This window comes from Porphyromonas uenonis 60-3, assembly GCF_000174775.1.
GTDB lineage: Bacteria > Bacteroidota > Bacteroidia > Bacteroidales > Porphyromonadaceae > Porphyromonas > Porphyromonas uenonis_A.
In genome coordinates, this window is sequence record NZ_ACLR01000180.1 from 17417 (window position 1) to 39710 (window position 22294).

The window sequence follows — 22294 nt, forward strand, 5'->3', positions numbered from 1 at the left end:
TCGACCAAACCATGACTCAGCGTAAGCAATACAATAAGATACTCCTACTCGGATCTGGTGCACTCAAGATCGGAGAGGCAGGCGAATTTGACTATTCAGGCTCACAAGCTCTCAAAGCTGTCAAAGCGGAGGGTATCAAGACCGTCCTCATCAACCCCAATATCGCTACGGTTCAGACCAGCGAAGGCGTTGCTGATGCGGTCTACTTCCTACCCGTCACCCCTTACTTCGTAGAGCGTGTCATAGAGCGTGAGCGTCCCGACGGCATCATGCTAGCCTTCGGAGGGCAGACCGCACTCAACTGTGGGGTTCAGCTCTTCCAGTCTGGTGTCTTGGAGCGTTACGGCATCGATGTCCTCGGTACACCCGTCGAGACCATTATGGCGACCGAAGACCGCGAACTCTTTGTCGAGAAGCTTGACGAGATAGAGGTTAAGACGATCCAGAGCCACGCTGTCACCACGATGGAGGACGCTCTCGTCGCTGCCAACCAACTAGGCTACCCCGTCATCGTACGAGCTGCCTACGCCTTGGGAGGCTTGGGTAGTGGATTCTGCGACAATGATGAGGAGCTCCGAGTCCTTGCTGAGAAAGCCTTCGCCTTCTCCCCACAGCTCCTGATCGAGAAGAGCTTGCGTGGCTGGAAAGAGATCGAGTACGAAGTGGTGCGAGACGCTTACGACAACTGCATCACCGTCTGTAATATGGAGAACTTTGACCCGCTCGGCATCCACACCGGCGAGAGTATCGTCATCGCTCCCTCACAGACCCTCTCCAACGACGAGTATCACAAGCTCCGCACGATAGCTATCAAGATTATTCGTCACCTCGGAGTCGTAGGCGAGTGCAATGTGCAGTACGCCCTCGACCTTTACAGTGAGGACTACCGCGTTATCGAGGTCAATGCGCGTCTCTCTCGCTCCTCAGCTCTAGCGAGCAAAGCTACCGGCTATCCCCTCGCACACGTTGCTGCGAAGCTTGGACTAGGCTATGGACTCTTTGAGGTGCAGAATGCGGTGACAGGTTCAACGCCAGCCTTCTTCGAGCCAGCGCTAGACTACTGCGTCTGCAAGATACCACGCTGGGACTTAGGTAAGTTCCACGGTGTATCTCGTCAGCTCGGCAGTAGCATGAAGTCTGTTGGCGAAGTGATGGCTATCGGTCGCACCTTTGAGGAAGCAATCCAAAAGGGACTCCGCATGATAGGGCAGGGCATGCACGGCTTCTGCGAAAACAAAGAGCTCGTCATCCCCGACATCGACACAGCCCTACGGGAGCCAACGGATACCCGCATCTTCGTCATCAGCAAAGCGTTCCGTCAGGGATACAGTGTAGAGCAGATCCACGAGCTTACGAAGATAGACCGCTGGTTCCTCTATCGCCTCCAAGGCATCCTAGAGACCGCCGAGACACTAGGTACTTGTGAATCCATCGAGAGTCTCCCTGCCGAGCTACTACGACAAGCTAAGGAGCAAGGCTTCACCGACTTCCAGATCGCCCGTGCCGTTACCAAGGAGTACAAGAAGCCCCTACACAAAGAGGCTGACCAAGTACGCCAGCACCGCAAGAGCCTTGGCATACTACCTTATGTCAAGCAGATCGACACGCTAGCCGCCGAGGTACCAGCCGAGAGCAACTACCTCTACCTCACTTATCATGGTGAGGAACACGACATAGCCACAGAGCAGGACGGCAAGTCGGTCATCGTGCTAGGCTCGGGAGCTTATCGTATCGGTAGCTCCGTCGAGTTCGACTGGTGCGGTGTCAATGCGCTACACACCATTCGCAAGGCGGGTCTGCGCTCTATCATGATCAACTACAATCCAGAGACCGTCAGTACAGACTTCGATATGTCAGACCGTCTCTACTTTGACGAGCTCACCTTCGAGCGCGTCATGGATATCATAGACCTAGAGGCTCCCAAGGGTGTCATCCTAGCTACGGGTGGTCAGATCCCGAACAACCTAGCACTACGTCTTGCCGCCAATGGGGTCACCATCCTAGGCACGCAAGCCGAAGATATAGACCATGCGGAGGATCGACACAAGTTCTCCGCCATGCTAGACGAGCTAGGCATCGACCAGCCCGAGTGGAGCGAGCTCACCACCATTGAGGACATTGACCGCTTCGTGGATCGTGTAGGCTACCCCGTCTTGGTGCGTCCTAGCTACGTCCTCTCAGGAGCTGCGATGAATGTCTGCTCCAATCAGGAGGAGCTACTCCGCTTCTTGCAGCTCGCAGCCAACGTGTCCCAAGACCACCCCGTGGTCGTGTCTCAGTTTGTCGAGCATGCCAAGGAGATCGAGATGGATGCCGTCGCCGATCATGGCGAGATCATCGCCTATGCGATCAGCGAGCATATCGAGTTCGCTGGCGTCCACAGTGGCGATGCGACCATCCAGTTCCCCGCTCAGAAGCTTTACGTTGAGACCGTACGACGCATCAAGCGCATATCGCGTCAGATAGCCGAGGCGCTACACATCTCAGGTCCGTTCAACATCCAGTTCCTCGCACGAGGCAACGAAATCAAAGTGATTGAGTGCAACCTCCGCGCTTCGCGTAGCTTCCCCTTCGTGAGCAAGGTGCTGCGACTCAACTTCATTGATCTAGCCACCAAGATTATGCTAGGGCTGCCCTATGAGCACCCGACGAAGGATGCCTTCTCGCTAGACTATGTGGGGATCAAAGCTTCGCAGTTCTCCTTCTCTCGCTTGCAAAAGGCTGACCCCGTGCTAGGTGTTGATATGGTTTCCACGGGCGAAGTGGGCTGTATCGGCGAGGACACCGAGGAGGCTATCCTCAAGGCGATGCTCTCCGTGGGGCATCACATCCCAGAGCGTGGCATCCTCCTCTCGACGGGTGGCGCTAAGCAAAAGGCCGACCTCCTCGAGGCATCGCAGCTCCTCCACAAGAAAGGCTACAAGCTCTACGCTACGGCAGGTACGCAGCACTTCCTAGAGGAGAACGGAGTCCCCGCCACACTCGTTCACTGGCCCGACAGCACCGAGCAGCCACAAGCACTCGATCTGTTGCACCAGCATGAGGTAGACCTCGTGGTCAACATCAATAAGAACCTCTCTACGGGTGAGTTGACCAATGGCTACAAGCTACGCCGTGCTGCAATCGATCTCAACATCCCTCTGATCACCAATGCACGCCTCGCAGCCACCTATATCAAGGCATTCTGCACGCTCTCACTAGAAGAGCTAGAGATCAAGAGCTGGCAAGAGTACTAACAGCCAACAGCCAAATAAAACTATGGACAAGCCCTTCTGCATGCGACACTACGCTCTCATGCAGGGGGCTTGTGCTATGCGTATCTCTACCGATGCACTCTTCCTCGGAGCGTGGGCTAGGACGGCTCACACAGCTGGTCAAGTCCTAGATGTGGGAACAGGGACAGGCATCCTCTCGCTGATGCTCGCGCAGACCTATCCCAGTGCCATGGTCACCGCCATCGATATCGATGACGAAGCGGTTCGTACCGCCCAGGACAACTTCTCCCGCTCTCCCTATAGCAATCGGCTCACGGCACTGTCGTGTGACATTACCGCACCAGAGCTAGCTTTACCCCTCCGTCACTACGACCTTATCGTCTCCAATCCTCCTTACTACGACGGTCTCCAGCCCGCTACGGCATCGCTTCGTCAGGCACGCCACACGGAGGAGGGCTTTGCGCCACATCTACTCTTTCGTTATCTAGAGCCACTCGTTGCCCCTGAGCCAACGCTCTGTCTCGTCACACCCGTCGAGGCATTGCCCCTCCTGCGACGGGAGGCGGTGCTGCACCGCTACAATCTCAAACGGCTTTGCGGGCTATACCACCACGTAGGGCAACCCGCTATACGACTTCTGACACAGTGGCACCGCTCGGATACACCGTCTGCGCCTTGTCTCTCGGAGCGTCTAGCGATACGCACCGCGCAGCAACGTTACACCGACGAGGCGCGCGACCTCCTGCGCCCATATCTACTAGACGAGTACCTCGACTGAGGTTTCCCGCCTTGTCTGTGAAAAGTCGTCTTTGACGGTTTCGATAACTTTCCATTTTATCCCAAATAGGTAATCTCCACGGAGCAATTGACAGATAGCTCCGTGGAAAACGCTCATTTCCTCCGAAGTTTGAAATAAAAGTTCGGAAGAATGAAATGAAACTTCGGAAGAAAGATTTCAAAGTTCGGAGGAATTTGCCATTTGCTCTCTGGAGAATCTCAATTTCCTCGGTAGAAAGCCCGTTTCTTCGGGAAGTTGCCGAACTAGGTCCAGGAGAGCTCACCACCGCAAATACGAGGAAATGTAATTCCCATCGGATGAAAATCCATTTTCACCTAGGAGGAAAATCCATTTTCATTCGGGAGAAAATCCATTTTCATACGGGAGAAAATCCATTTTCATACGGGAGAAAATCTATTTTCATGGGGAGGAAAATCCATCGCTCGCAACAACCGTCAGGCTGAAGCCCTAGAGAAAGGGGCGCTAAGTAGCTATTTAGGACGATAGAAGGAGCAGACAAAAGAGCCCTTGGACCATAAGCAGAGAGAAGGCTCAACCGATTATGACGATTGAGCCTTCTGAGATGGGGCGCTTACCGCAAACTTTTGAGGGGAGGGGACTAGCTGAAGGCGTTCCACCCCTGAGCTTTGAGCTCATGCTCGGCTCGATCGGTCGAGACCCAGCGACAGCCCTCAGAGGCGTCCGTGACATGTCCTATGATGGAGACACCCTCGATGTCAGATACTTGACCAACCTGGGCTAGTGGCACGGTGAAGAGCAGCTCGTAATCCTCGCCACCATTGAAGGCTGCCGTGATGGGTGACATATTCATCTCTTCGCATAGCGCTAGCGTCTCGCGATCTAGAGGTAGTCGATCCTCAAAGATCCGCACGCCTACCTGCGACCGCTCCGCTATGTGTAGTAGCTCGGAGCTTAGTCCATCGCTGATGTCTATCATCGCTGTCGGGGTGACTCCCTGCTCGGCCAATTTGCCACGCAACCAGCGCTGCGCTGAGGGCATGAGCTGACGCTCGATCAGGTATTCGTATCCCTCAAAGTGTGGCTCAAACTCCTCCGTCGGAGCGCTTAGGAAGGTGCGGTGCTCACGCTCTAAGAGCTGGAAGCCCATGTAGGCTGCACCTAGATTGCCCGTGACGCAGATGAGATCGTTGGGTTGAGCACCCGAGCGCAGAACAGCCTCGCCCTTAGTGACGGAGCCGAGGCATGTGATGCTGATGGCGAGTCCGTTTTGCGAGGCACATGTATCCCCGCCGACGAGGTCTACCTGGTAGTGCTGGCAGGCTAGCTCGATACCTTTATATAGCTCTTCGATCATCTCGGCCGTATACCTAGCCGAGATACCTAGAGAGACGGTGATTTGCTGGGGGATGCCATTCATGGCGCAGATATCGGAGACGTTGACCACGACCGCCTTGTAGCCTAGATGCTTGAGCGGCATGTAGGTCATGTCAAAGTGTACGCCCTCGAGGAGCATATCGGTCGTGACCAATAGCTCTTCGTCGGGCTTCATCTGCAAAATGGCGGCATCGTCACCGACGGCCATGCGGACACGGTCGGGCGATATGATGGCAAACTGCTCAGTGAGCTTTCGGATCAGTCCGAACTCTCCTAAGTCAGAGATAGGTGTATTCATAGATTATTCCTTTTCCTCTTCCTCCTTGTGCTCCTCTTCTTGAGCCTGTGTACGTGTAAACTGCGCGATATGCTCCAAGACAAGCTTGCGCAGATCCTCCTCGCCGTGAGACTTGAAGCGCACCTGTATAGGCAGGCGGAGGAAGCGCTCACGTAGCTCACTGCTCATGTAGGACTCCAGCTCGTAGATCTTGACCGCATCCTTGTCGGTACAGAGGAAGACCACCTCCACACCGCGCGCCAGATAGTCTGTCAGGATGTTTTCCCAAGTAGTCACATTGCGTCTGGAGTAGTGGTGATGATCTGCATAGGGTAGGGTCACCACACGGGAGAATCCTCGCTCTACATAGGCGAAGAACTCCTCTGGGTGTGAGATACCCGACAGGGCAATGACGACGGCATTGGTGTCAATCTTTGTGGCTCCGGCATTTCTGCGGAAGATGGGCACGGGGTCTTCATACTTGACCTCGCTAAAGAGTAGCCGCTGATGCGGATAGAGATCTAACCGGCGCTCCGTAAAGGTGCAGTCTATCGGCTTGAGTAGGGTAGGACACTTGGTCACGACTACTACATCGGCACGATAGCGCCCACGAGCTGATTCACGAAGGCGACCCGCAGGGAGTAGCGCATCCTCAGTCATGAGTCTATTGTAACTGGACAAAAGGATGGAGAACGAGGGCTGCACGGAGCGATGCTGGAAGCCATCGTCCATCAGGATCACATCGGGTCGCTGCGAGTAGGGCTGATTGACTAGATAGTTAATGGCACGCACCCTATTGCCATCCACGATGATCTGTATCTTGTCACCAAACTTGCGCAGGATCTGAGCTGGCTCGTCGCCTATGCGACTGGCGCTATCGCCTAGCTCGGCTACCTTTAGCCCCATGGACTTACGCCTATAGCCTCGTGACACGATAGCGATCCGCAGATCCCCCATGAGCATACGGACGAGGTGCTCTATCATGGGAGTTTTGCCCGTACCACCTACGGCAAGGTTTCCGACACAGATGATGGGGATGGGAAACGAATGACTCTTCAGACGCCCCATATTGTAAAGGCTATTGCGTAGCGACACGCCCACTCCGTAAAGAGCGGAGAGTGGTAATAGCCATCTATTGATCTTGGGTGTCTGATCCATACTGTGAGAGAGTCAAGAGGGGAAAGTCTGTATTGCTCGGAGAGATTAGATATCTACTACCATAGGCAGACGAGCCTGAAGCCCTGACATGGCTCGTAGCTCACGAAGCTGGTCGATGTAGCGGATCTCCTCCTCGGTAAACCATGAGTTCATCAGCTTCATGCGTACGGTCTGTGTCGATCTATTGAATAGCTCTTGGAGTACATTGACCTCACGTCTTGCGTAAGTCACATGATAGCTGTCGTAACCAGCCTGTGTAGCGGCATAAGCGATAGCATCCTGTAGACCGCCCAGTTCATCGACGAGTCCTAGTCCCAGTGCCTGAGCGCCAGTCCATACACGTCCCTGAGCTATTGAGTCTACCTGGTCTCTTGTCATACCACGACCCTCGGAGACACGCTTGAGGAAGAGTTCGTAGCCACGATTGACATACTGCTGGAAGAGTCCTCGCTCCTCCTCCGTCCATGGACGATCGAGGGCGCCTAGGTCAGCATAGCGAGCTGTCTTGACCACATCCTGATGTACTCCGATCTTGTTAGCCAGCTTGGTCGCATTAGGTACGACGCCAAAGATGCCGATAGAACCCGTAATGGTCGAGGGCTCGGCAAATATGTAGCTAGCGCCCGAAGACATATAGTATCCGCCAGAAGCGGCGTAGTCTCCCATAGAGATGACGACAGGTTTGTTTTGGCTAGCCTTATGGACGGCATACCAGAGCTGCTCAGAGATGTAGCTACTACCGCCTGGCGAATTGACACGTACTACGAGTGCATCGTAGTCGTCGTCTTCGCCCATCTCTAGGATACGATCGGCGAGTTGGTCAGTGACTACTTTCTTGGTATTAAAAGGCGAGTCAGTCTCCTCAACATTGATCTCGCCCTCAGCAAAGAGGACGCCTATATTAGCCTCTCCGCTACGAGCAGAGCTACGTGTGGCATACACATCACGTAGCGAGACGAAGTAAAGGTCGTCTGGCCCATCTACGTCCACGAGCGAGCAGAGCTGCTCTAGAGCTTGATCCTGATAGAGCGCACCATCGATGAGTTTGTTGGCTAGGTAAGAGTCGGTCGTCTGGACAGACTGCATACTATCCGCTAGAGCCTGCAGACGCACACTGTCTAGTCCACGGCTGGTGCCCACTTCGCCTAGGATGCGACCCCATATGTCGCCAAGGTAAGAGGAGATCTGGGTGCGATTTGCCTCGCTCATACTGTTGAGCATGTAAGGCTCCACAGCACTCTTGAAGGTACCCACCTTAAAGACCATCATCTCCACGCCGATCTTGTCTAGCAAGTCCTTGAAGAAGACCGCCCCGCCAGCCAAGCCATCGAAAGCGATAGAGCCCTCCTTATTGACATAGAGCTGGTCAGCCACGGAGGCGAGGTAGTATCCCTTGAGCGAGTAGAAGTCTGAGTAGGAGACGATAAACTTGCCCGTCTGCTTGAAGTCCTCCAGTGCTCCTCTGAGCGCTTCGGCCGAAGCAAAGCCACATCCAGGATCCATCATGTTGAGATAGATGCCCTTGATGCGGTCATCATTCTTAGCCTCGTCAATAGCCTCGATTACATACGAGAGAGGCAGGTCTTGACACCTGTCGCCCTTGTCAAAGCCCAGCTCGGCCCAAGGATTGGAGACGTACGTATCGGATATATTAGTAAGGTTGATCTTGAGGATGCTCCCATCCTTGATCTTCTGGGTCTCGTTGTTGGCACCAACGCTCAGTCCTGCGAAAATACCAATAAGAGCAATGATAGATAAAGAGACGAAGATGACACCACTAACAACAATCGCCAGCAGTGTCGCAAAGAAGGTCTTCCAAAATGAATTCATACGGGGTCTATATAATATGTCTATTTAGCAAGTATAGCACCGCAAAGGTAACAAATAGATATTGAATAAGCTACAAATATCGTTGCCTTCGAGGAGAAACTTTGGCGAATTGCCGTTTTGCGATGACTTTTCTTCCCGCCTCACCCATCCCCAAAAGGTGCCTGTGGACTGGAGTAATCTAGGCAGTAATGCTTGATTCCATTAGATTTTCGTAAGTTTGCACCGTAAATATCTCTTGCCAGTCAAGAGTACAGTCTTAACTACAATGGCTCAACTGACGGTCGTCCCGACCCCTATAGGCAATCTTGGAGATATCACCCTACGTGGACTAGAGGCGCTACGTGAGGCTGATCTGATCCTAGCTGAGGACACTCGCACCTCCTCCGTATTGCTACGGCACTACGAGATAGCGAAGCCTATGGAGAGCCACCATAAGTTCAACGAGTACAAGACCTCCGAGCGCCTAGCGCAGCGCATTGCCGAGGGGACCTCCGTGGTCCTCATTAGCGATGCGGGTACGCCTGGCATCAACGATCCAGGAGCCATGCTCATACGAGCTTGCATCGATGCTGGCGTGACCGTCACCTGCCTACCAGGAGCTACCGCCTTCGTCCCAGCCTTAGTCGCTAGTGGACTAGACACGTCACGCTTTTGCTACGAGGGCTTTCTCCCAGTCAAAAAAGGGCGACAGACACTCCTCACGGCGCTAGCCACGGAGACCCGCACCATTATTATATATGAGTCGCCATACCGAGTCTGTCGTACGCTTGCTGACCTGATTACATACTTCGGCGCTGAGCGACAGGCTGCTACTTGCCGTGAGTTGTCGAAGCTACACGAAGAGGTGCGACGTGGCACTCTCCAGGAGCTGAGCGACCACTTTGCCGAGACAGCACCCCGCGGGGAGTTTGTCATAGTCATCGCTGGTGCCACGCCTACCAAGCCTTCCAAGAAAATCAATAGACACACAACAGAAGATACAACTAAACAATTATGAAACAGTCACTATCTCTCACTTTCTCAGCATTGGTGCTCTCGCTACTGATGCTCACCGCATGTAACAAGAACAATCAAGAAGACCAAGAGCACCAAGACGAGCTCACCGAGCTTCAGTCCCTACGGACGCAGGTAGCTGAGCAGGATTCACTGATCAATATGGTGATCCAAAACTTCGCTCAGATACAGCAACTAGAGGGTATGATATCTCTCAATGGCAATGACGAGCTACCTCAGTCCCAGCGCGCTAAGATCGAAGACAATCTGCGCTTAATCAATGAGAAGATGGAGTCTAACCGTCAGACGATAGCGCTCCTAAACAAGAAGCTCGCTCAGTCTGGCAACAAAAACACCTCTCTACAGCGCACCATCGGCACGCTCCAAGAGCAGCTCAACGCTAAGAACGCTGAGATCCTAGACCTCACCGAGGAGCTCAAGCGCAAGAACTACGCTATCGGTGTCCTCGACTCTATGGTCACAGGTCTGAGTAACAACGTGGAGAATCTAAGCAAGACCTCCGCTGCCCAGCAAGCTGAGCTAGAGCGTCAGGATGCTGCGCTCAACACGGTCCGCTACTGTATCGGTACCTCTCGTGACCTCAAGGATATGAACATAATCCGCAATGGTGAGGTAGTCACCGAGGGTTATCAGTCAGACTACTTCACGCAGATAGACCTGCGTCGAGTTACCTCGATACCTGTCTATGCTAAGAAGGCTGAGCTCAAGACCAAGCACCCGAAGTCTAGCTACAGACTTGTCAAGGGCGAGGACAAGATGCTCACACTAGAGATTACCAATCCTCAGGAGTTCTGGAGTCTCTCCAAGATACTAGTCGTACAGATCTACTAATCGGTCTCTCGACACACTACATCTAGCAAAAGGGGAGGTGCCTGAGACACCTCCCCTTTGAAGTTTATAAGACTGACCTCTACCTTGCCAGCAAAAACAATGAAGTACAAAGCACTACTCTTCGACCTCGATGACACGCTCTGGGCCACCTTTGACAATAATAAGGCGAGCCTACACAGACTCTACAATGAGGAGGGGTGGGGAGCTTACTACGATACCTTCGAAGACTACTTCGCCGTCTACTTTCCCCATCAGGAGCAGCTTTGGGACGACTATCGCAAGGGGTATATTAGCAAGGAGCAGCTCCTCCTAGACCGTCTGCGCTATCCACTACGGGGGCTCGTCTCGTGGAGCGACCAGCAGGTCATGGAGCTCAACCAGCGTTTCATCAACTACGTGCAGCAGCAGACGGCACTTATACCGCATGCCCTAGAGGTGCTCGCAGAGCTACACCGTAGCTACACGATTGTCATCGTGAGCAATGGATTTGAAGAGACGCAGTACGGCAAGATCAACGGCTCTGGTTTGGCGCCCTACATCGATAAAGTGGTCTTGGTCGACCATGTCGGTGTGCCTAAGCCTGCGACTGAGTTTCTAGACTACGCCTTGAAGGCCGTAGGGTGTAGTCGTCAGGAAGCGCTCGTCATCGGTGACAGTTGGCCGAGCGACATCCTCTGTGCGCTCAATAGTGGCATTGACTCCGTCTGGTACAACCTATGGCAAGTCCCGATGCCCACTTATGACCAGCAGCACCACTCAGTCATTGAGATCAGAGACCTGCGGGAGCTACTGCCCCTGCTCACACCGAGTACCGCGCCACGCCTATGATTACCACGGTAGAGGGGGTCGTGCTACGTGTCATCCCATACTCAGACCGCTCACTCATAGCTACGCTCTACACAGACCTGTGGGGGGCTGCAGCCTTCTCCGTGCCTATCGGTGGCAGGAGCAGAGCAACAAGCAATCTCTTCCAACCGCTACGAGGTCTGCAGCTTACGACCCCTTCACCCGCCAGTCAGCCCGTCAAGCTCATCCGTCAGGTACAGCTCGTCCGTGGCGCACTTCCCTTAGCCCAGCGCCCAGCCGCCAGCGGTTACTTCCTCTATCTCGCTCAGCTCCTCCGAGAGTTACTCGCTCAGGAGCCAGAGGATCTACGTCTATATAATATAATAGTGCAAGCCCTAGACCAGCTAGACCGCATCGAGAGCCTTGAGGAGTTACAAGGCTTTGACCTAGCCCTGCTTGTCTCCATACTGCGTGCCAAAGGGTATCTCCCCGAGGGGCTAGAGATGCGAAGCCTGGACTCTGAAAGCTACAGGACACACTGGCTAGACCTCGAGCAATGGACGATACTCCCGCTCCGAACCGACTACGCTGTACCGCTAACGCCAGAGCTCCAGAGCGCTTTGCCGAGACTCCTACGATATGATCTAGAGCACTTTGCACCGAATAGCTTTACAACCGCAGAGTACGAGACGCTGCGCAGACTACTGCTCCACTTCACCGAGCTGCACTCGCCCTCCTTCCGTATCAAGCACATCACGCCACTCCCCTAAGCTGTGGAAGAGGGGGCGAGTTGCCCTTAACTTATCTCATATGCCTGTCCACTAGAGTCTCTACAAGCAAGCTAAGGCTTTTCAACCCAATAGTTATAGTAGGGCAAATTTCCTATTCCTCTTTATGGCTCAAACGAGACATACACTTAATGTCGTAGTCAAGCTCCTTGATACTCTCCAGATGCTCCATCTCTCGCTGGTGGGCATTGTATGCTTGTAGCTCTTTGGAAGCTTTTCGTACGGCCATCTCATGAGATATGGCTCCAGCGTGTTCTAGTATGTTTTTGTCATTCATCGTCAGCACGAGGCGTAGCTTCTGTATCCAGTCTCGCATATACATCGGTTTTTCAGCCTGTGCTTGCGCCTCGGCATAGGCGAGGAATTGCTCTACGATAAGCTTCAGTTGCTTGATCTCTTGCTCATTGAGGTAGTTCTTACCTATTGTGATGTCTCTCTTTCTGACTTTACCCTCTAGCTCCGTAGAGGTGAGCCCCATCATAGGTAGTGCAGCATTGGATCGATAGTAGATTAGTTCGGCAGCTGTCTTACCACTGACAGCCCAAAGTAGCTTGTTCTGCACCTCTTTGTAAAAAGCGATAGTCATCTCATCTGAGGGATTGTAATCTATGCTGGTTGCGTAGATATCCTTGATTTGCTGATAGAAGAGCCTTTCAGACAGACGTATCTCACGAATCCTGTCGAGTAGCTCTTTGAAGTAGTTGTATGCAGAGCCCCTCTTCAGTCGCTCATCATCGAGAGCAAAGCCCTTGGTTAGGTACTCTCTCAGCTGTTGAGTCGCCCAGATACGGAACTGCGTACCCTGTAGTGACTTCACTCGGTATCCTACCGATATGATGACGTCAAGATTGTAGTAGTCAATCTGATATTCTTTTCCATCAGAAGCAGTTGTTGCAAATTTTGCAACAACTGAATTACTAGACAGCTCGCCCTCCTCAAAGATGTTTTTGATATGTCGAGAGATGGTAGACTTATTTCGTCCGAAGAGGGTAGCCATCTGGTCTAGAGACAGCCATACAGTGTCTTGATTAAATTGTACATCAACCTTTATCTTGCCATCTATCGACTGATAGATGAGCATTTGATCTGCTTTGCTTTTGCTCATAGCTCTTGCTGGGTCATAGTTGCATTCATGTGCCACTGCTGGAAGAAGGCTTGTAGCCTCAAAACCTCCTGCACAAAGCTACGCAAATCAGCCCACATATCCGCCACGCCCACGCTCATCTTAGTTTTGAGAAATCCGTGCATCGCGAAGGCGGAGTAGTCGTTGGCGCTGTTCGTATCGTGCTGATTACTTAGCATATACGAGTTCCAAAAGTAGTTCCCCTTTTAGAACTTTTTAGTTCCAAGGGAGGAACTCTTCGGTTCCAACGCTGGGAAGTTTTTGGAAAGTTGTAAGATTGATTCGTCGCACGGCTGGTTGCGAGGTGCCAGGGGTGGCGCATTATATATAGTTATTGCTGTCCAGTGAAAGCTTTTTGAGGGGGCATCGGGTAGATCGTTCTGCAGAAATGAGCTAACTATCAGTACCACTTGGGTGAAACAAAAGTTTCCTAGGTATGAAACTAGAGTTTCCTAGGCATGAAACTAGAGTTTCCTAGGCATGAAACTAGAGTTCCCTATGAAGAAAACTGTAGATTGGTCGAAGTCGAGTAGTCGGACAGCAATACTATATAACGAATTCATCCAAGTCTCGCTTGTCGCTAATGTGTAGCTCCTAACGGAGCAATTATAATGCGTCAGCCCTGTGCGAGGTGCTTTGACCTCAAAGTGGTACCTTTGCACTGTAATAACTGACAAGCTATGATACACAGCAAAGATGAACGGCTGGAGGCTTTCTCCCGTCTACTGGATGTCCTCGACAATCTGCGTACCCATTGTCCCTGGGATCGCAAGCAGACGAATGAGTCGCTACGGGCTAACACGATCGAGGAGGTCTACGAGCTCAGCGATGCGCTACAGCAGGGTGATACGAATGCGGTGTGCAAGGAGCTGGGCGATGTGCTCCTGCATGTCCTCTTCTATGCTCGCATAGGGGATGAGCAGGGGAACTTTGACATTGTAGATGTGTGCAACAAGCTGTGCAACAAGCTGATCTTTCGCCACCCACATATCTATGCGACTGAGCAGGTCGAGGATGCGGGTCAGGTGGTGCAGCTATGGGAGCAGGTGAAGCAAAAGGAGAAGGACGGCAATAAGTCGGTCCTCTCGGGCGTGCCGTCGGCTCTACCAGCACTGATCAAGGCGTACCGCATACAGGACAAGGCGCGTGCCGTCGGCTTCGACTGGCAGGAGCGTGAGGAGGTCTGGGCGAAGGTGCGTGAAGAGCTGCAGGAGGTCGAGCAGGAGATGACTGCGGGGAGTGCCGATGATCTAGAAGCTGAGGTAGGGGACTTGCTCTTTAGCATTGTCAATGCGGCTCGTCTCTATGGGGTCAACCCAGACAATGCACTGGAGCGGACGAATCGTAAGTTTATCGAGCGCTTTGGGTACATTGAGCGGACCGCTAAGGAGCATGGCAAAAGTATCACCGACCTCTCGCTAGAGGAGATGGAGACGCTATGGCAAGAAGCAAAGAAGGGTGTCAACCAATAGTCCTTTCGCTATGATCGCATGTAGTCTCTCTAAGCAAACTTGCCCGCATTGCCACAATAGCAGCTACACCGAGCTGTGGGAGTGTGAGGATCATCTGGTCTCGCATGAGCATTATGCGATAGGGCGCTGCAACCAGTGCGGACTGCTACAGACCTTGACGCCACCTCCCGCAGAGGAGCTAGGACACTACTACGACAGCTCTGATTATCTGAGCCATCAGACTGAGGGGCGGGGCGGTATGGCGCGCATCTATCGTGCGGTGAAGCGCTACCGCATAGGACGGCGTGTACGGACCGCTCGCAAGCTCTGTGCGACAGCTCCGCAGATGATGCTAGAGGTCGGAGCGGGTGTCGGAGCTTTTGCCAATGCTATGCAGGAGCGAGGGTGCAAGGCTTATGTCGTGGAACAGAGCAAAGCGGCACGAGAGCTGTGCGCTCAGAAGATTCCCAGCGAACAACTCTTCGCTACGACACAAGAGCTGGTGGCTCACACCGATCTATCTGGTCAGCTAGACTTGATCTGTCTGTGGCATAGTTTGGAGCATTTACCAGATTTGGCCGATCAGCTGGAGATTTACGATAAACTTCTCAAGCCTGGGGGGGCGCTTTGCATCGCTGTGCCTAATGCGCAGAGCTTTGACGCTAGCTATTATCGAGAGCTATGGGCTGCCTACGATGTGCCGCGTCATCTGTGGCACTTTACGCCATACTCGATGCGGCAGACGGTTGAGGCGCACCACTTTTCCCTACAGAAGATTCGTCCGCAGCGACTAGATGTCTACTACATTGCGCTACTGAGCGAAAGCTACAAGCAGGGTGGACGTACGAACTGGGTCACTTGGCTCAAAGCTTTTGGCGTGGGCTTCTCTTACCACGTACGCTCTCTCTTTACACCGATGAGAGCGAGCGCATTGCTCTACCACTTCGTTCGTCAAGCATGATGAAGGCGAGACAGCTACTGGGGGCGATCCTACTAGTGCTAGCCCCGTTCTCCGTACTCAGCGCTAACAACGTTGCGGAACTGGGCGTGGACTCGGTGCATCTGCGCATGGGGGTAGACGCGGTGACCTTCTTTCGCAATAATGAGTACCACTCAGACTATCAGCTCGGCTATACGCTCCCTGGGTGGCAGCTGAGCCCCACTGTGGCGCTGGAGCATGGCAAGGTGCGTCTCGTTGGCGGGGTTTACAGCCTCACTTTACTAGGAGCACAGCGCTATCCACGAGGTGGCTGGTACGACCACATGCCACACTGGGGGGAAAAGCCTGAGAAGCAGGGGAGTGGCGTGCATCTGCGTCCTATCCTCTCCTTACAATACAGACCGAATGACCATATCAACGTCTCGATGGGGACGCTCCTCGGGGCTAAGACGCTAGCGCTACGAGGTGTCGCCTCGTCTATCGTCGATCAAGGCGGAGCACTCTCGCTCGTCTCTCCACTATACGACCCTGAGTACAGCTTCACACGGGACCCCGCGCAGGGGGCGATGATCCAGCTAAGCTATCCACGCTTTGACCTAGAGGCACTTGTGGATTGGCAAGGGTTCATCTTCCCTGGCGAGACTCATCAAGAGGCTTTTTCAGCCCTACTATCCACAGCTTATCAGCTCCACAGCAGCGACAGTTGGAAAACGCAACTAGAGTTGCAAGCTACGGCTCACCATCGGGCAGGAGAGATACAGCAGATGTCGCCTCCAGACACGCTACACACCTACTTAGCGGGTGCCACTGGGGTGACTACACAATATAAATATGCCTCGCAGGGGACGGTCGAAGGGTCGCTGCACTTCTTGGACTCCTCGCTACGTGACGGCAAGCCTGAGCCACCTCTTGGATATGGCTTCTATGGTCGCTTGGCTTGGCGACATAAGCTCCTTCGCCTAGTGGTTGATGCTACTTACGGATACAATTACTATGCTCCATATGGAGGACCGCTCCTTTCGTCTGCTCGTACAGCAGGCGACCAATGGCGACTGGGCATTTATCCCGCACTAGATGTGCCTCTCTCGGGCTTTGGTGACTTGCGCCTGGAGGGTGCCCTCTGGTGGAACCGTCGTACCGCTACGCCGAGCCGTCTGAGCCATATGCTCTCTCTGACGCTCACCTTCCACTACGACAAAGTATTTCGCTAAAGGGGGGCGGGCAGCGCTTCTTTTAGATGAAAGGAATGTTGTGCTTCCTTTCTAGATACACCCGTTTAGGCTGTCTGCTTTTGATCAAGTAGGTAGCCTTTACTTGTGACTGTACGAGGCAACTTTTACTTCCTATTGCTCTGAGGAACGAATATCTCGTAGCTCCCGTCACTATAAAAGATGCGTATCTCGTGAACTTCACGCTCTGGAGCATCTGGCTGGTGAAGCATCTGACGTATCTGCTCAACCTCCTCTCGGGTAAATGGAAAGGGCGCTCCCTGACTTGGTGAAGTGTGCTCAGACGTGAGCTCTCGCTGCTCAGGCTGTGTTGGCTGAAGAGATGATGCGCCAGCTCCCTCATAACTGCCAAAGAGCGTGCCCTCTAAAGAGGTCGTGACGCTCTTCTCCTCTTCGCGCTTAGGTGCTCCCTTGCCAAAGAGTAACCACTCATAGCTCCACGATGGATAGGCGGTAATGATATTATTCAGCGTCTCTATCGTGGGACGATTGCGCCCGTTGAGCATATGACTGATGACAGACGGCGTGATACCTGCCTCTGTCGCAAAAGCTGTAGCGTTTAGCTCCATGGACTCCATCATGTAGCGTACACGCTCTATAATTCCCTCTGATTCGATCAACATAGTCTCTCTCCTTATCACATATTCATTTGTAACGAACGAAAATACGGCCAATAGAAATGTATTGCCATACAAATGTAGCGAATACAATTGAGATGACAAGCAATTCTGTGATAGAGATACGTTCTTTGTAGTAGATATATCAGATAGTACATGGTTTTCCACCTACATCTTATCTACACATATCGGAATCTATAAACTGGACAATAGGTAGTTACAGCTACTTATTAGCTTAGTAGCGTAGAGGAGAGTTACGACCTATCAGTATACAGCCAAATATTAGTGGGCAGTAGCTTGCCGAATCGTTTGTAACTAGCTCATAATTAGTGAAGAATGTGTAATTATATAATAGTTATAATATCGTGAAACGTTAGATATCACAAGTGAATCTTCCATTGTTTGTTTGTAGTAGAAATGACTGCTATAGTGACGTGAAGTCTCTCTTGATACGGTTGTGATGTGTTTGAATTGTATTGCAGTCTGATTTATTTCATTTGTGTATCCTATTTTCATTCAATTGTGATTGCATTGTCTCGTCTTTTGCCTTCTATTTTTGCTTTGTCAATAGTCGGTGGATGTTGGGGGGCTTGGAGGGTTCTTCCCTTTTGCTTAACTTCGCACTATAAAGTAAAGAATCCTGTCGCTTAAAGCTTAAATCTATGAAGCTACAAACACCCATGAGCCTTCAGCAGAATGCTGATACTAGCTCACGAAGGCAAAAGAGCCTTGCAACTTCTAAACTTATCTCACTAATACTGTGCATGAGCGTACTGCTATTAGGAGCGTGTCGTAAATCACCTAAAGCTCCCGAGCCGACCAATACAGAAGGCAACTTGAGCATACAGCTGAACTGTCTAGGGGTGGATCTGAGAGCTGGCGATGACGATCCTCTATCTGCTGTAGAGAAGCTAGATCTATACTTTTTCTCCAGTGAGTCTGAGACGACAAAGCGCACGATGGTGGCACATCGCTCCTTTGGTAAAGCGGAGTTAACAACCAATGCTCCCATATCAATGTCACTGCCTGCTACTTCCTATTATCTAGTCGCAGTACTCAATGCTACGCCTGCAGTGCAAAACACGTTTGGTCAGGGAGGAGCTTGGAGCAATCTTTATGAGTCAACTTATAGACTTAAATCGCTATACAGTGAGTCTGAGAAAAAAGTAACTTCTGTGGTATGGAGTAATGACCAAGGACCCATAAAAATTGAGAAGAGCGCCTTTGACAAAGGAGCATCTCCAGTACAAGTGCCACTGACACGGACTGTCGCTCGTGTCAGACTGTTTGGTGACCCTAAAGTGCCTCAGTATATGTCGTTAGACTTGACCAATGGAGGTACATTCTCAGTAGGCTGTCGAGCTGTTGAAACCTTATTGATGCGTGAGTTAGCGCCACTCATCGGAGTCGCAGAAAATAAAATGGAACAGCCTGGAGATGGGTCCAGCTTTGCTAGTCGATATGCTTATTGTCCAGGCTATAAAGAGATTGCTAACGATAATCAGAGTGACTACAAGGATCTTCTTTGGACATACAGACACTTTAATGAATCTAAGACGAATTGCAATCTAGAGTCTCTCAAGCTAATTCCCAAGACGGTCGATGAGTGTGATCTGACACAGGAAATGTACTACGTATCTGAGACGACAGTTGACCCCCATCACTTCACTTACGCCTTCCTCCCTTCTTTACTGGTGGGTTACAAAGTTTATCCTACGAGCTTAAATGAGCTGAGTGACTTCAAGTCAGACGAAGGATGGGTTAGCTTCAATGGACACTACTATCGTGGACATGACTTTACCACTTATATGAAAGCAATCCTCAAGCGCAACAAGTCAACGAGCGAAACGAAGCCTGTTGTAACTATACCAACGGGCTATCCCCAAGACTTACAAGTGGTCTGCGAAGAGTATGTAAAGACGTGTGGTGATAAAATGCTCCTAAAAGCTACTGGGTATCAAGGTGAGCTCTATCCAATAGACTTCAAGGGCTTGCGCTACTACCTGCGGAGCTACAATTATTATTACCTGCCCATCCAACACGCTCCAGATCAAGAGGGGTATGGACGCTATGGCATTATTCGAAACAACGACTATCGTATTGAGATCAAGAGTATATCTGACTTTGGATCTCCTGTCATGATGAATATAAAGCTACACCCTGAGGAGTATGCGCCTAAGCAAGCAATCTCCTCTACACTGACTCTCACGCCACTCGAAGAGCACAATAGTACCGCCAATCTGTAGCAGGTCTAAATAAGATTAATACAACGACCACGAAGGAACACTCGGCTCCCTCGTGGTCGTTTCTTATACAGATAGGTGTCATGCCTCCCAGTATGGAGACCGTAGAGTGGCAGAATAGATATCTTTCGTATATTTGCGAACGTATTATTTCCCTTCTCTATGAGATCTGAGATAGTTGTCGTAGCTCTTTGGGAGCTTTCGTTAGATCACCTTATTCATTAGTAATCACCTTATGATTTTATCTACTGAGACCTTTCTCATTATTGGATCTGTTCTAATCTTTGTCGCTATCCTTCTTGGTAAGGTGGGAGCGCGCTTTGGAGTACCTGCCCTGCTACTCTTCCTGCTGACAGGTATGCTCTTTGGCGTGGATGGCATCGGTATACATTTTAGCAATATGAGAGGGGTGCAGTCCATAGGGATCGTGGCTCTATCGATCATCCTCTTTTCGGGTGGTATGGGGACCAAGCTCTCGCAGATACGCCCTGTGCTAGGCGAAGGTATTGCTTTGAGTACTATCGGAGTCTTGCTTACGACACTCTTTACGGGTCTACTTATCTTTGGTGTGACCCACTACCTCTTTGCTTCGCTCACCTTCTCACTACCTATCGCCATCTTGCTGGCTGCGACGATGTCCAGTACCGACTCCGCCTCAGTCTTTGCTATTCTACGTTCGCAGCGTGTGCATCTTAAAGAAAATCTAAAGCCTCTCCTAGAGTTAGAGAGTGGTAGTAACGACCCGATGGCTTACATGATTACTGTCGCTCTGATCGGCTTCGTCATGGGAGGCGAAACCTCTCTATGGGGAGTGGCTGGGAGCCTCGTACTACAGTTTTTCTTTGGAATCATAGGAGGCTTCTTCTTTGGATGGCTATGCGTCAAGATGCTCAATAATCTGAACATTCAGAACGAAGTCCTCTATCCCATCGCTCTGCTCTGCTTGGTCATGATCACCTACGTGAGTACGTGGTACATTGGGGGCAATGGTTACCTCGCAGTCTATATAGCTGGTATCTACCTTGGAAATAGCAAAATCACAGCCCGAAAGTCGGTCTACGGCTTCTTCGATGGTATCACCTGGCTCGTACAGATTATACTCTTTATCATGCTAGGACTCTTGGTCAATCCGAGCGACATGCTCCCTGTGTTGATCCCAACGCTACTCATTGCCGTGCTGATGATGTTTGTAGCCCGTCCGCTAGCTTGTTTCGTGACGCTACTGCCATTCCGCAACCTATCCTTCAAAGCTCGTCTCTTCACCTCTTGGGTCGGTCTACGTGGAGCCGCACCGATACTCTTTGCCACCTATCCCGTACTGGCCGAGGTGCCACAGTCTAATCACATATTTACTATAGTCTTCGTCATTACGCTAGTATCGCTCATCTGTCAGGGTATGACGATCACACCTGTCGCTCGTGCGCTACACCTAGCGGAGCCCGCACCTCCCGAAGGTTACTTCATGGGGGTTGAGATTCCTGAAGAGACTAATACAAATATGGAGGAGCGTGTGGTCGTAGAGGAGATGCTGACCGAGGGACATCTACTCAAGGATCTTGCGCTCAACCCCGAAGAGTTGGTCATACTCGTACGTCGCCACGATCGCTATATAGTGCCAAAGGGAGGACTACACCTGCATCCAGATGATATCCTGCTCATCGTCTCTGAGCGTCGTGAAGCTGAGACGATCAAAGCAGAGCTTCCTACGACAGATCTCTTCTCTCGCTTGCGGAAGACGCTCGGACAGGTTACTAGCCGCAAGGCTAAGTAAAGGCTCTAGGCACTTGAGACTGGTGCTAAAGCATGATACAGGATGACTTCATCTATGGCACTATCAAGGAAATTGAAAGATTCCTCGGTGGAGATTCTAAATTATCCAGCGAGGAACGAAGAAATTCTTCGGAACTTTGATTTGATTCTTCCGAAGTTTCATTTCATTCTTCCGAACTTTTATTTCCCGGTTCCGTGGAGAATAGTTGTTTTTCAGTGAGCTATTTGCAAATTCCTCCGAAGAAATGGCTGTGATCGGGAAAAGGTCGGGAGATTGGTCGGAGGGCAGGGCTGATGCATTATAATTGCTCCGTTAGGAGCTACACATTAGCGACAAGCGAGACTTGGATGAATTCATTATATAGTATTGCTGTCCGACTACTCGACTTCGACCAATCTACAGTTTTGTCCTCTCCTGAAATAGTACACAGTCGGGAAGCCAACCCCAACAACAATGAAACAAGAAAAAAGTAACCGAGGACGAAAGGGATATCCCCTAGATTTCAAGTGGAGAGTCATCGATGACCTCCTAGCCACAGGCGAGAGCATCGCCACCACCAGCCAGCGCTACGGCATCACCACACGCACCATTCGAAATTGGTTGCGTACCTTTGGTGTAGAGTTACCCAACCAAAGCACTATGAGCAAGACAAACAAGAACAAAGACGTAGATCCAGAGTACGCAGAACTCAAGCGTGAAAACGCTCGCCTCAAAGCAGCCCTCTTCCAGGCTGAGAGCAAGGCCTTGGTCAACAAAACACTACTCGAAGTGGTCTTGAATCGCTACCACATTGATCTAAAAAAAAAGACCGATTTGTAGCCGTGAGACAGCTTGAACAGGCCAAAGTGAGAGATCAAAAGCTCTCCATAACCTACCTTTGTCAGCAG

General features: G+C 51.5%; 18 protein-coding genes. 12 read left to right on the forward strand and 6 right to left on the reverse strand.

What is annotated here, in order from left to right; genetic code table 11:
• The first annotated feature begins 11 nt into the window (after nt 1–11).
• Entirely contained in the window at nt 12–3236 is a 3225-nt protein-coding gene (gene carB, locus PORUE0001_RS06780) for a carbamoyl-phosphate synthase (glutamine-hydrolyzing) large subunit (RefSeq protein WP_007365695.1), read from the forward strand.
• 22 nt (nt 3237–3258) lie between these two features.
• Nucleotides 3259–3993: a tRNA1(Val) (adenine(37)-N6)-methyltransferase gene (locus tag PORUE0001_RS06785; RefSeq protein ID WP_039865756.1), complete on the forward strand. Its 735-nt coding sequence runs from the start codon at nt 3259–3261 to the stop codon at nt 3991–3993.
• Between the two features lie 619 nt (nt 3994–4612).
• Here the strand turns inward: PORUE0001_RS06785 and thiL are convergent.
• From thiL to sppA, 3 genes are read right to left on the reverse strand one after another with little or no spacing between them, the layout of a single operon-like run.
• Nucleotides 4613–5647, reverse strand: coding sequence for a thiamine-phosphate kinase (thiL, locus tag PORUE0001_RS06790; RefSeq protein WP_007365712.1), 1035 nt, complete (start codon nt 5645–5647; stop codon nt 4613–4615).
• Between the two features lie 3 nt (nt 5648–5650).
• Entirely contained in the window at nt 5651–6784 is a 1134-nt protein-coding gene (gene lpxK, locus PORUE0001_RS06795; RefSeq protein ID WP_007365700.1) for a tetraacyldisaccharide 4'-kinase, read from the reverse strand.
• 45 nt (nt 6785–6829) lie between these two features.
• The gene (sppA, locus tag PORUE0001_RS06800) at nt 6830–8614 is read right to left on the reverse strand and encodes a signal peptide peptidase SppA (RefSeq protein ID WP_007365703.1); all 1785 of its coding nucleotides are present in this window, start codon (nt 8612–8614) and stop codon (nt 6830–6832) included.
• A gap of 265 nt (nt 8615–8879) precedes the next feature.
• On the opposite strand from sppA, the gene rsmI reads away from it, so the two are divergent.
• The 4 genes from rsmI (at nt 8880) to recO (ending at nt 12015) form a co-directional block, all read left to right on the forward strand.
• The gene (gene rsmI / locus PORUE0001_RS06805) at nt 8880–9611 is read left to right on the forward strand and encodes a 16S rRNA (cytidine(1402)-2'-O)-methyltransferase (protein WP_007365704.1); all 732 of its coding nucleotides are present in this window, start codon (nt 8880–8882) and stop codon (nt 9609–9611) included.
• On the forward strand, nt 9608–10459 hold the full coding sequence (locus PORUE0001_RS06810) for a hypothetical protein (RefSeq protein ID WP_039865757.1): 852 nt from the start codon (nt 9608–9610) through the stop codon (nt 10457–10459). Before rsmI ends, PORUE0001_RS06810 begins: the two co-directional genes overlap by 4 nt.
• 99 nt (nt 10460–10558) lie before the next feature.
• Complete coding sequence (locus PORUE0001_RS06815) at nt 10559–11287, forward strand: YjjG family noncanonical pyrimidine nucleotidase (protein ID WP_039865758.1); 729 nt, start codon at nt 10559–10561, stop codon at nt 11285–11287.
• Nucleotides 11284–12015 carry a DNA repair protein RecO gene (recO, locus tag PORUE0001_RS06820; RefSeq protein ID WP_007365702.1) on the forward strand — a complete coding sequence of 244 codons (732 nt, stop codon included), beginning with the start codon at nt 11284–11286 and terminating at the stop codon, nt 12013–12015. The genes PORUE0001_RS06815 and recO overlap by 4 nt, the downstream gene beginning before the upstream one ends.
• Nucleotides 12016–12127: 112 nt before the next feature.
• Here the strand turns inward: recO and rhuM are convergent, their stop codons facing one another.
• Together rhuM and PORUE0001_RS06830 are read right to left on the reverse strand one after the other, a co-directional pair.
• Complete coding sequence (gene rhuM, locus PORUE0001_RS06825; protein ID WP_039865759.1) at nt 12128–13138, reverse strand: RhuM family protein; 1011 nt, start codon at nt 13136–13138, stop codon at nt 12128–12130.
• Nucleotides 13135–13335 carry a hypothetical protein gene (locus tag PORUE0001_RS06830; RefSeq protein WP_007365711.1) on the reverse strand — a complete coding sequence of 67 codons (201 nt, stop codon included), beginning with the start codon at nt 13333–13335 and terminating at the stop codon, nt 13135–13137. Before PORUE0001_RS06830 ends, rhuM begins: the two co-directional genes overlap by 4 nt.
• Nucleotides 13336–13836: 501 nt before the next feature.
• Between PORUE0001_RS06830 and mazG the strand changes: the two genes are divergently transcribed.
• The 3 genes from mazG to PORUE0001_RS06845 are packed head-to-tail and all read left to right on the forward strand — an operon-like array spanning nt 13837 to nt 16758.
• Nucleotides 13837–14628, forward strand: a complete 792-nt coding sequence (gene mazG, locus PORUE0001_RS06835) for a nucleoside triphosphate pyrophosphohydrolase (RefSeq protein ID WP_007365701.1) — start codon at nt 13837–13839, stop codon at nt 14626–14628.
• Between the two features lie 10 nt (nt 14629–14638).
• A complete protein-coding gene (locus tag PORUE0001_RS06840; protein ID WP_007365715.1) occupies nt 14639–15568 on the forward strand; it encodes a methyltransferase domain-containing protein in 930 nt (309 codons plus the stop codon).
• Entirely contained in the window at nt 15565–16758 is a 1194-nt protein-coding gene (locus PORUE0001_RS06845; protein ID WP_232501432.1) for a hypothetical protein, read from the forward strand. The genes PORUE0001_RS06840 and PORUE0001_RS06845 overlap by 4 nt, the downstream gene beginning before the upstream one ends.
• Before the next feature lie 125 nt (nt 16759–16883).
• On the opposite strand, the gene PORUE0001_RS06850 is transcribed toward PORUE0001_RS06845, so the two are convergent.
• Nucleotides 16884–17399, reverse strand: coding sequence for a helix-turn-helix domain-containing protein (locus PORUE0001_RS06850; protein ID WP_039865760.1), 516 nt, complete (start codon nt 17397–17399; stop codon nt 16884–16886).
• Nucleotides 17400–18157: 758 nt separating this feature from the next.
• On the opposite strand from PORUE0001_RS06850, the gene PORUE0001_RS06855 reads away from it, so the two are divergent.
• The 3 genes from PORUE0001_RS06855 to PORUE0001_RS06865 all read left to right on the forward strand — a co-directional run bounded on the left by PORUE0001_RS06855 (nt 18158) and on the right by PORUE0001_RS06865 (nt 22226).
• Entirely contained in the window at nt 18158–19639 is a 1482-nt protein-coding gene (locus PORUE0001_RS06855) for a fimbria major subunit (protein ID WP_007365708.1), read from the forward strand.
• Nucleotides 19640–19871: 232 nt separating this feature from the next.
• Entirely contained in the window at nt 19872–21407 is a 1536-nt protein-coding gene (locus PORUE0001_RS06860; protein ID WP_007365699.1) for a potassium/proton antiporter, read from the forward strand.
• Between the two features lie 453 nt (nt 21408–21860).
• Complete coding sequence (locus tag PORUE0001_RS06865; RefSeq protein ID WP_007364921.1) at nt 21861–22226, forward strand: transposase; 366 nt, start codon at nt 21861–21863, stop codon at nt 22224–22226.
• Nucleotides 22227–22294: the final 68 nt, after the last annotated feature.

Excerpts from the sequence above, each read along its gene's own strand:
- carB (WP_007365695.1), top strand. The coding sequence starts at position 12 with ATGACTCAGCGTAAGCAATACAATAAGATACTCCTACTCGGATCTGGT.
- PORUE0001_RS06785 (WP_039865756.1), top strand. The coding sequence starts at position 3,259 with ATGGACAAGCCCTTCTGCATGCGACACTACGCTCTCATGCAGGGGGCT.
- thiL (WP_007365712.1), bottom strand. The coding sequence starts at position 5,647 with ATGAATACACCTATCTCTGACTTAGGAGAGTTCGGACTGATCCGAAAG.
- lpxK (WP_007365700.1), bottom strand. The coding sequence starts at position 6,784 with ATGGATCAGACACCCAAGATCAATAGATGGCTATTACCACTCTCCGCT.
- sppA (WP_007365703.1), bottom strand. The coding sequence starts at position 8,614 with ATGAATTCATTTTGGAAGACCTTCTTTGCGACACTGCTGGCGATTGTT.
- rsmI (WP_007365704.1), top strand. The coding sequence starts at position 8,880 with ATGGCTCAACTGACGGTCGTCCCGACCCCTATAGGCAATCTTGGAGAT.
- PORUE0001_RS06810 (WP_039865757.1), top strand. The coding sequence starts at position 9,608 with ATGAAACAGTCACTATCTCTCACTTTCTCAGCATTGGTGCTCTCGCTA.
- PORUE0001_RS06815 (WP_039865758.1), top strand. The coding sequence starts at position 10,559 with ATGAAGTACAAAGCACTACTCTTCGACCTCGATGACACGCTCTGGGCC.
- recO (WP_007365702.1), top strand. The coding sequence starts at position 11,284 with ATGATTACCACGGTAGAGGGGGTCGTGCTACGTGTCATCCCATACTCA.
- rhuM (WP_039865759.1), bottom strand. The coding sequence starts at position 13,138 with ATGAGCAAAAGCAAAGCAGATCAAATGCTCATCTATCAGTCGATAGAT.
- PORUE0001_RS06830 (WP_007365711.1), bottom strand. The coding sequence starts at position 13,335 with ATGCTAAGTAATCAGCACGATACGAACAGCGCCAACGACTACTCCGCC.
- mazG (WP_007365701.1), top strand. The coding sequence starts at position 13,837 with ATGATACACAGCAAAGATGAACGGCTGGAGGCTTTCTCCCGTCTACTG.
- PORUE0001_RS06840 (WP_007365715.1), top strand. The coding sequence starts at position 14,639 with ATGATCGCATGTAGTCTCTCTAAGCAAACTTGCCCGCATTGCCACAAT.
- PORUE0001_RS06845 (WP_232501432.1), top strand. The coding sequence starts at position 15,565 with ATGATGAAGGCGAGACAGCTACTGGGGGCGATCCTACTAGTGCTAGCC.
- PORUE0001_RS06850 (WP_039865760.1), bottom strand. The coding sequence starts at position 17,399 with ATGTTGATCGAATCAGAGGGAATTATAGAGCGTGTACGCTACATGATG.
- PORUE0001_RS06855 (WP_007365708.1), top strand. The coding sequence starts at position 18,158 with ATGAGCGTACTGCTATTAGGAGCGTGTCGTAAATCACCTAAAGCTCCC.
- PORUE0001_RS06860 (WP_007365699.1), top strand. The coding sequence starts at position 19,872 with ATGATTTTATCTACTGAGACCTTTCTCATTATTGGATCTGTTCTAATC.
- PORUE0001_RS06865 (WP_007364921.1), top strand. The coding sequence starts at position 21,861 with ATGAAACAAGAAAAAAGTAACCGAGGACGAAAGGGATATCCCCTAGAT.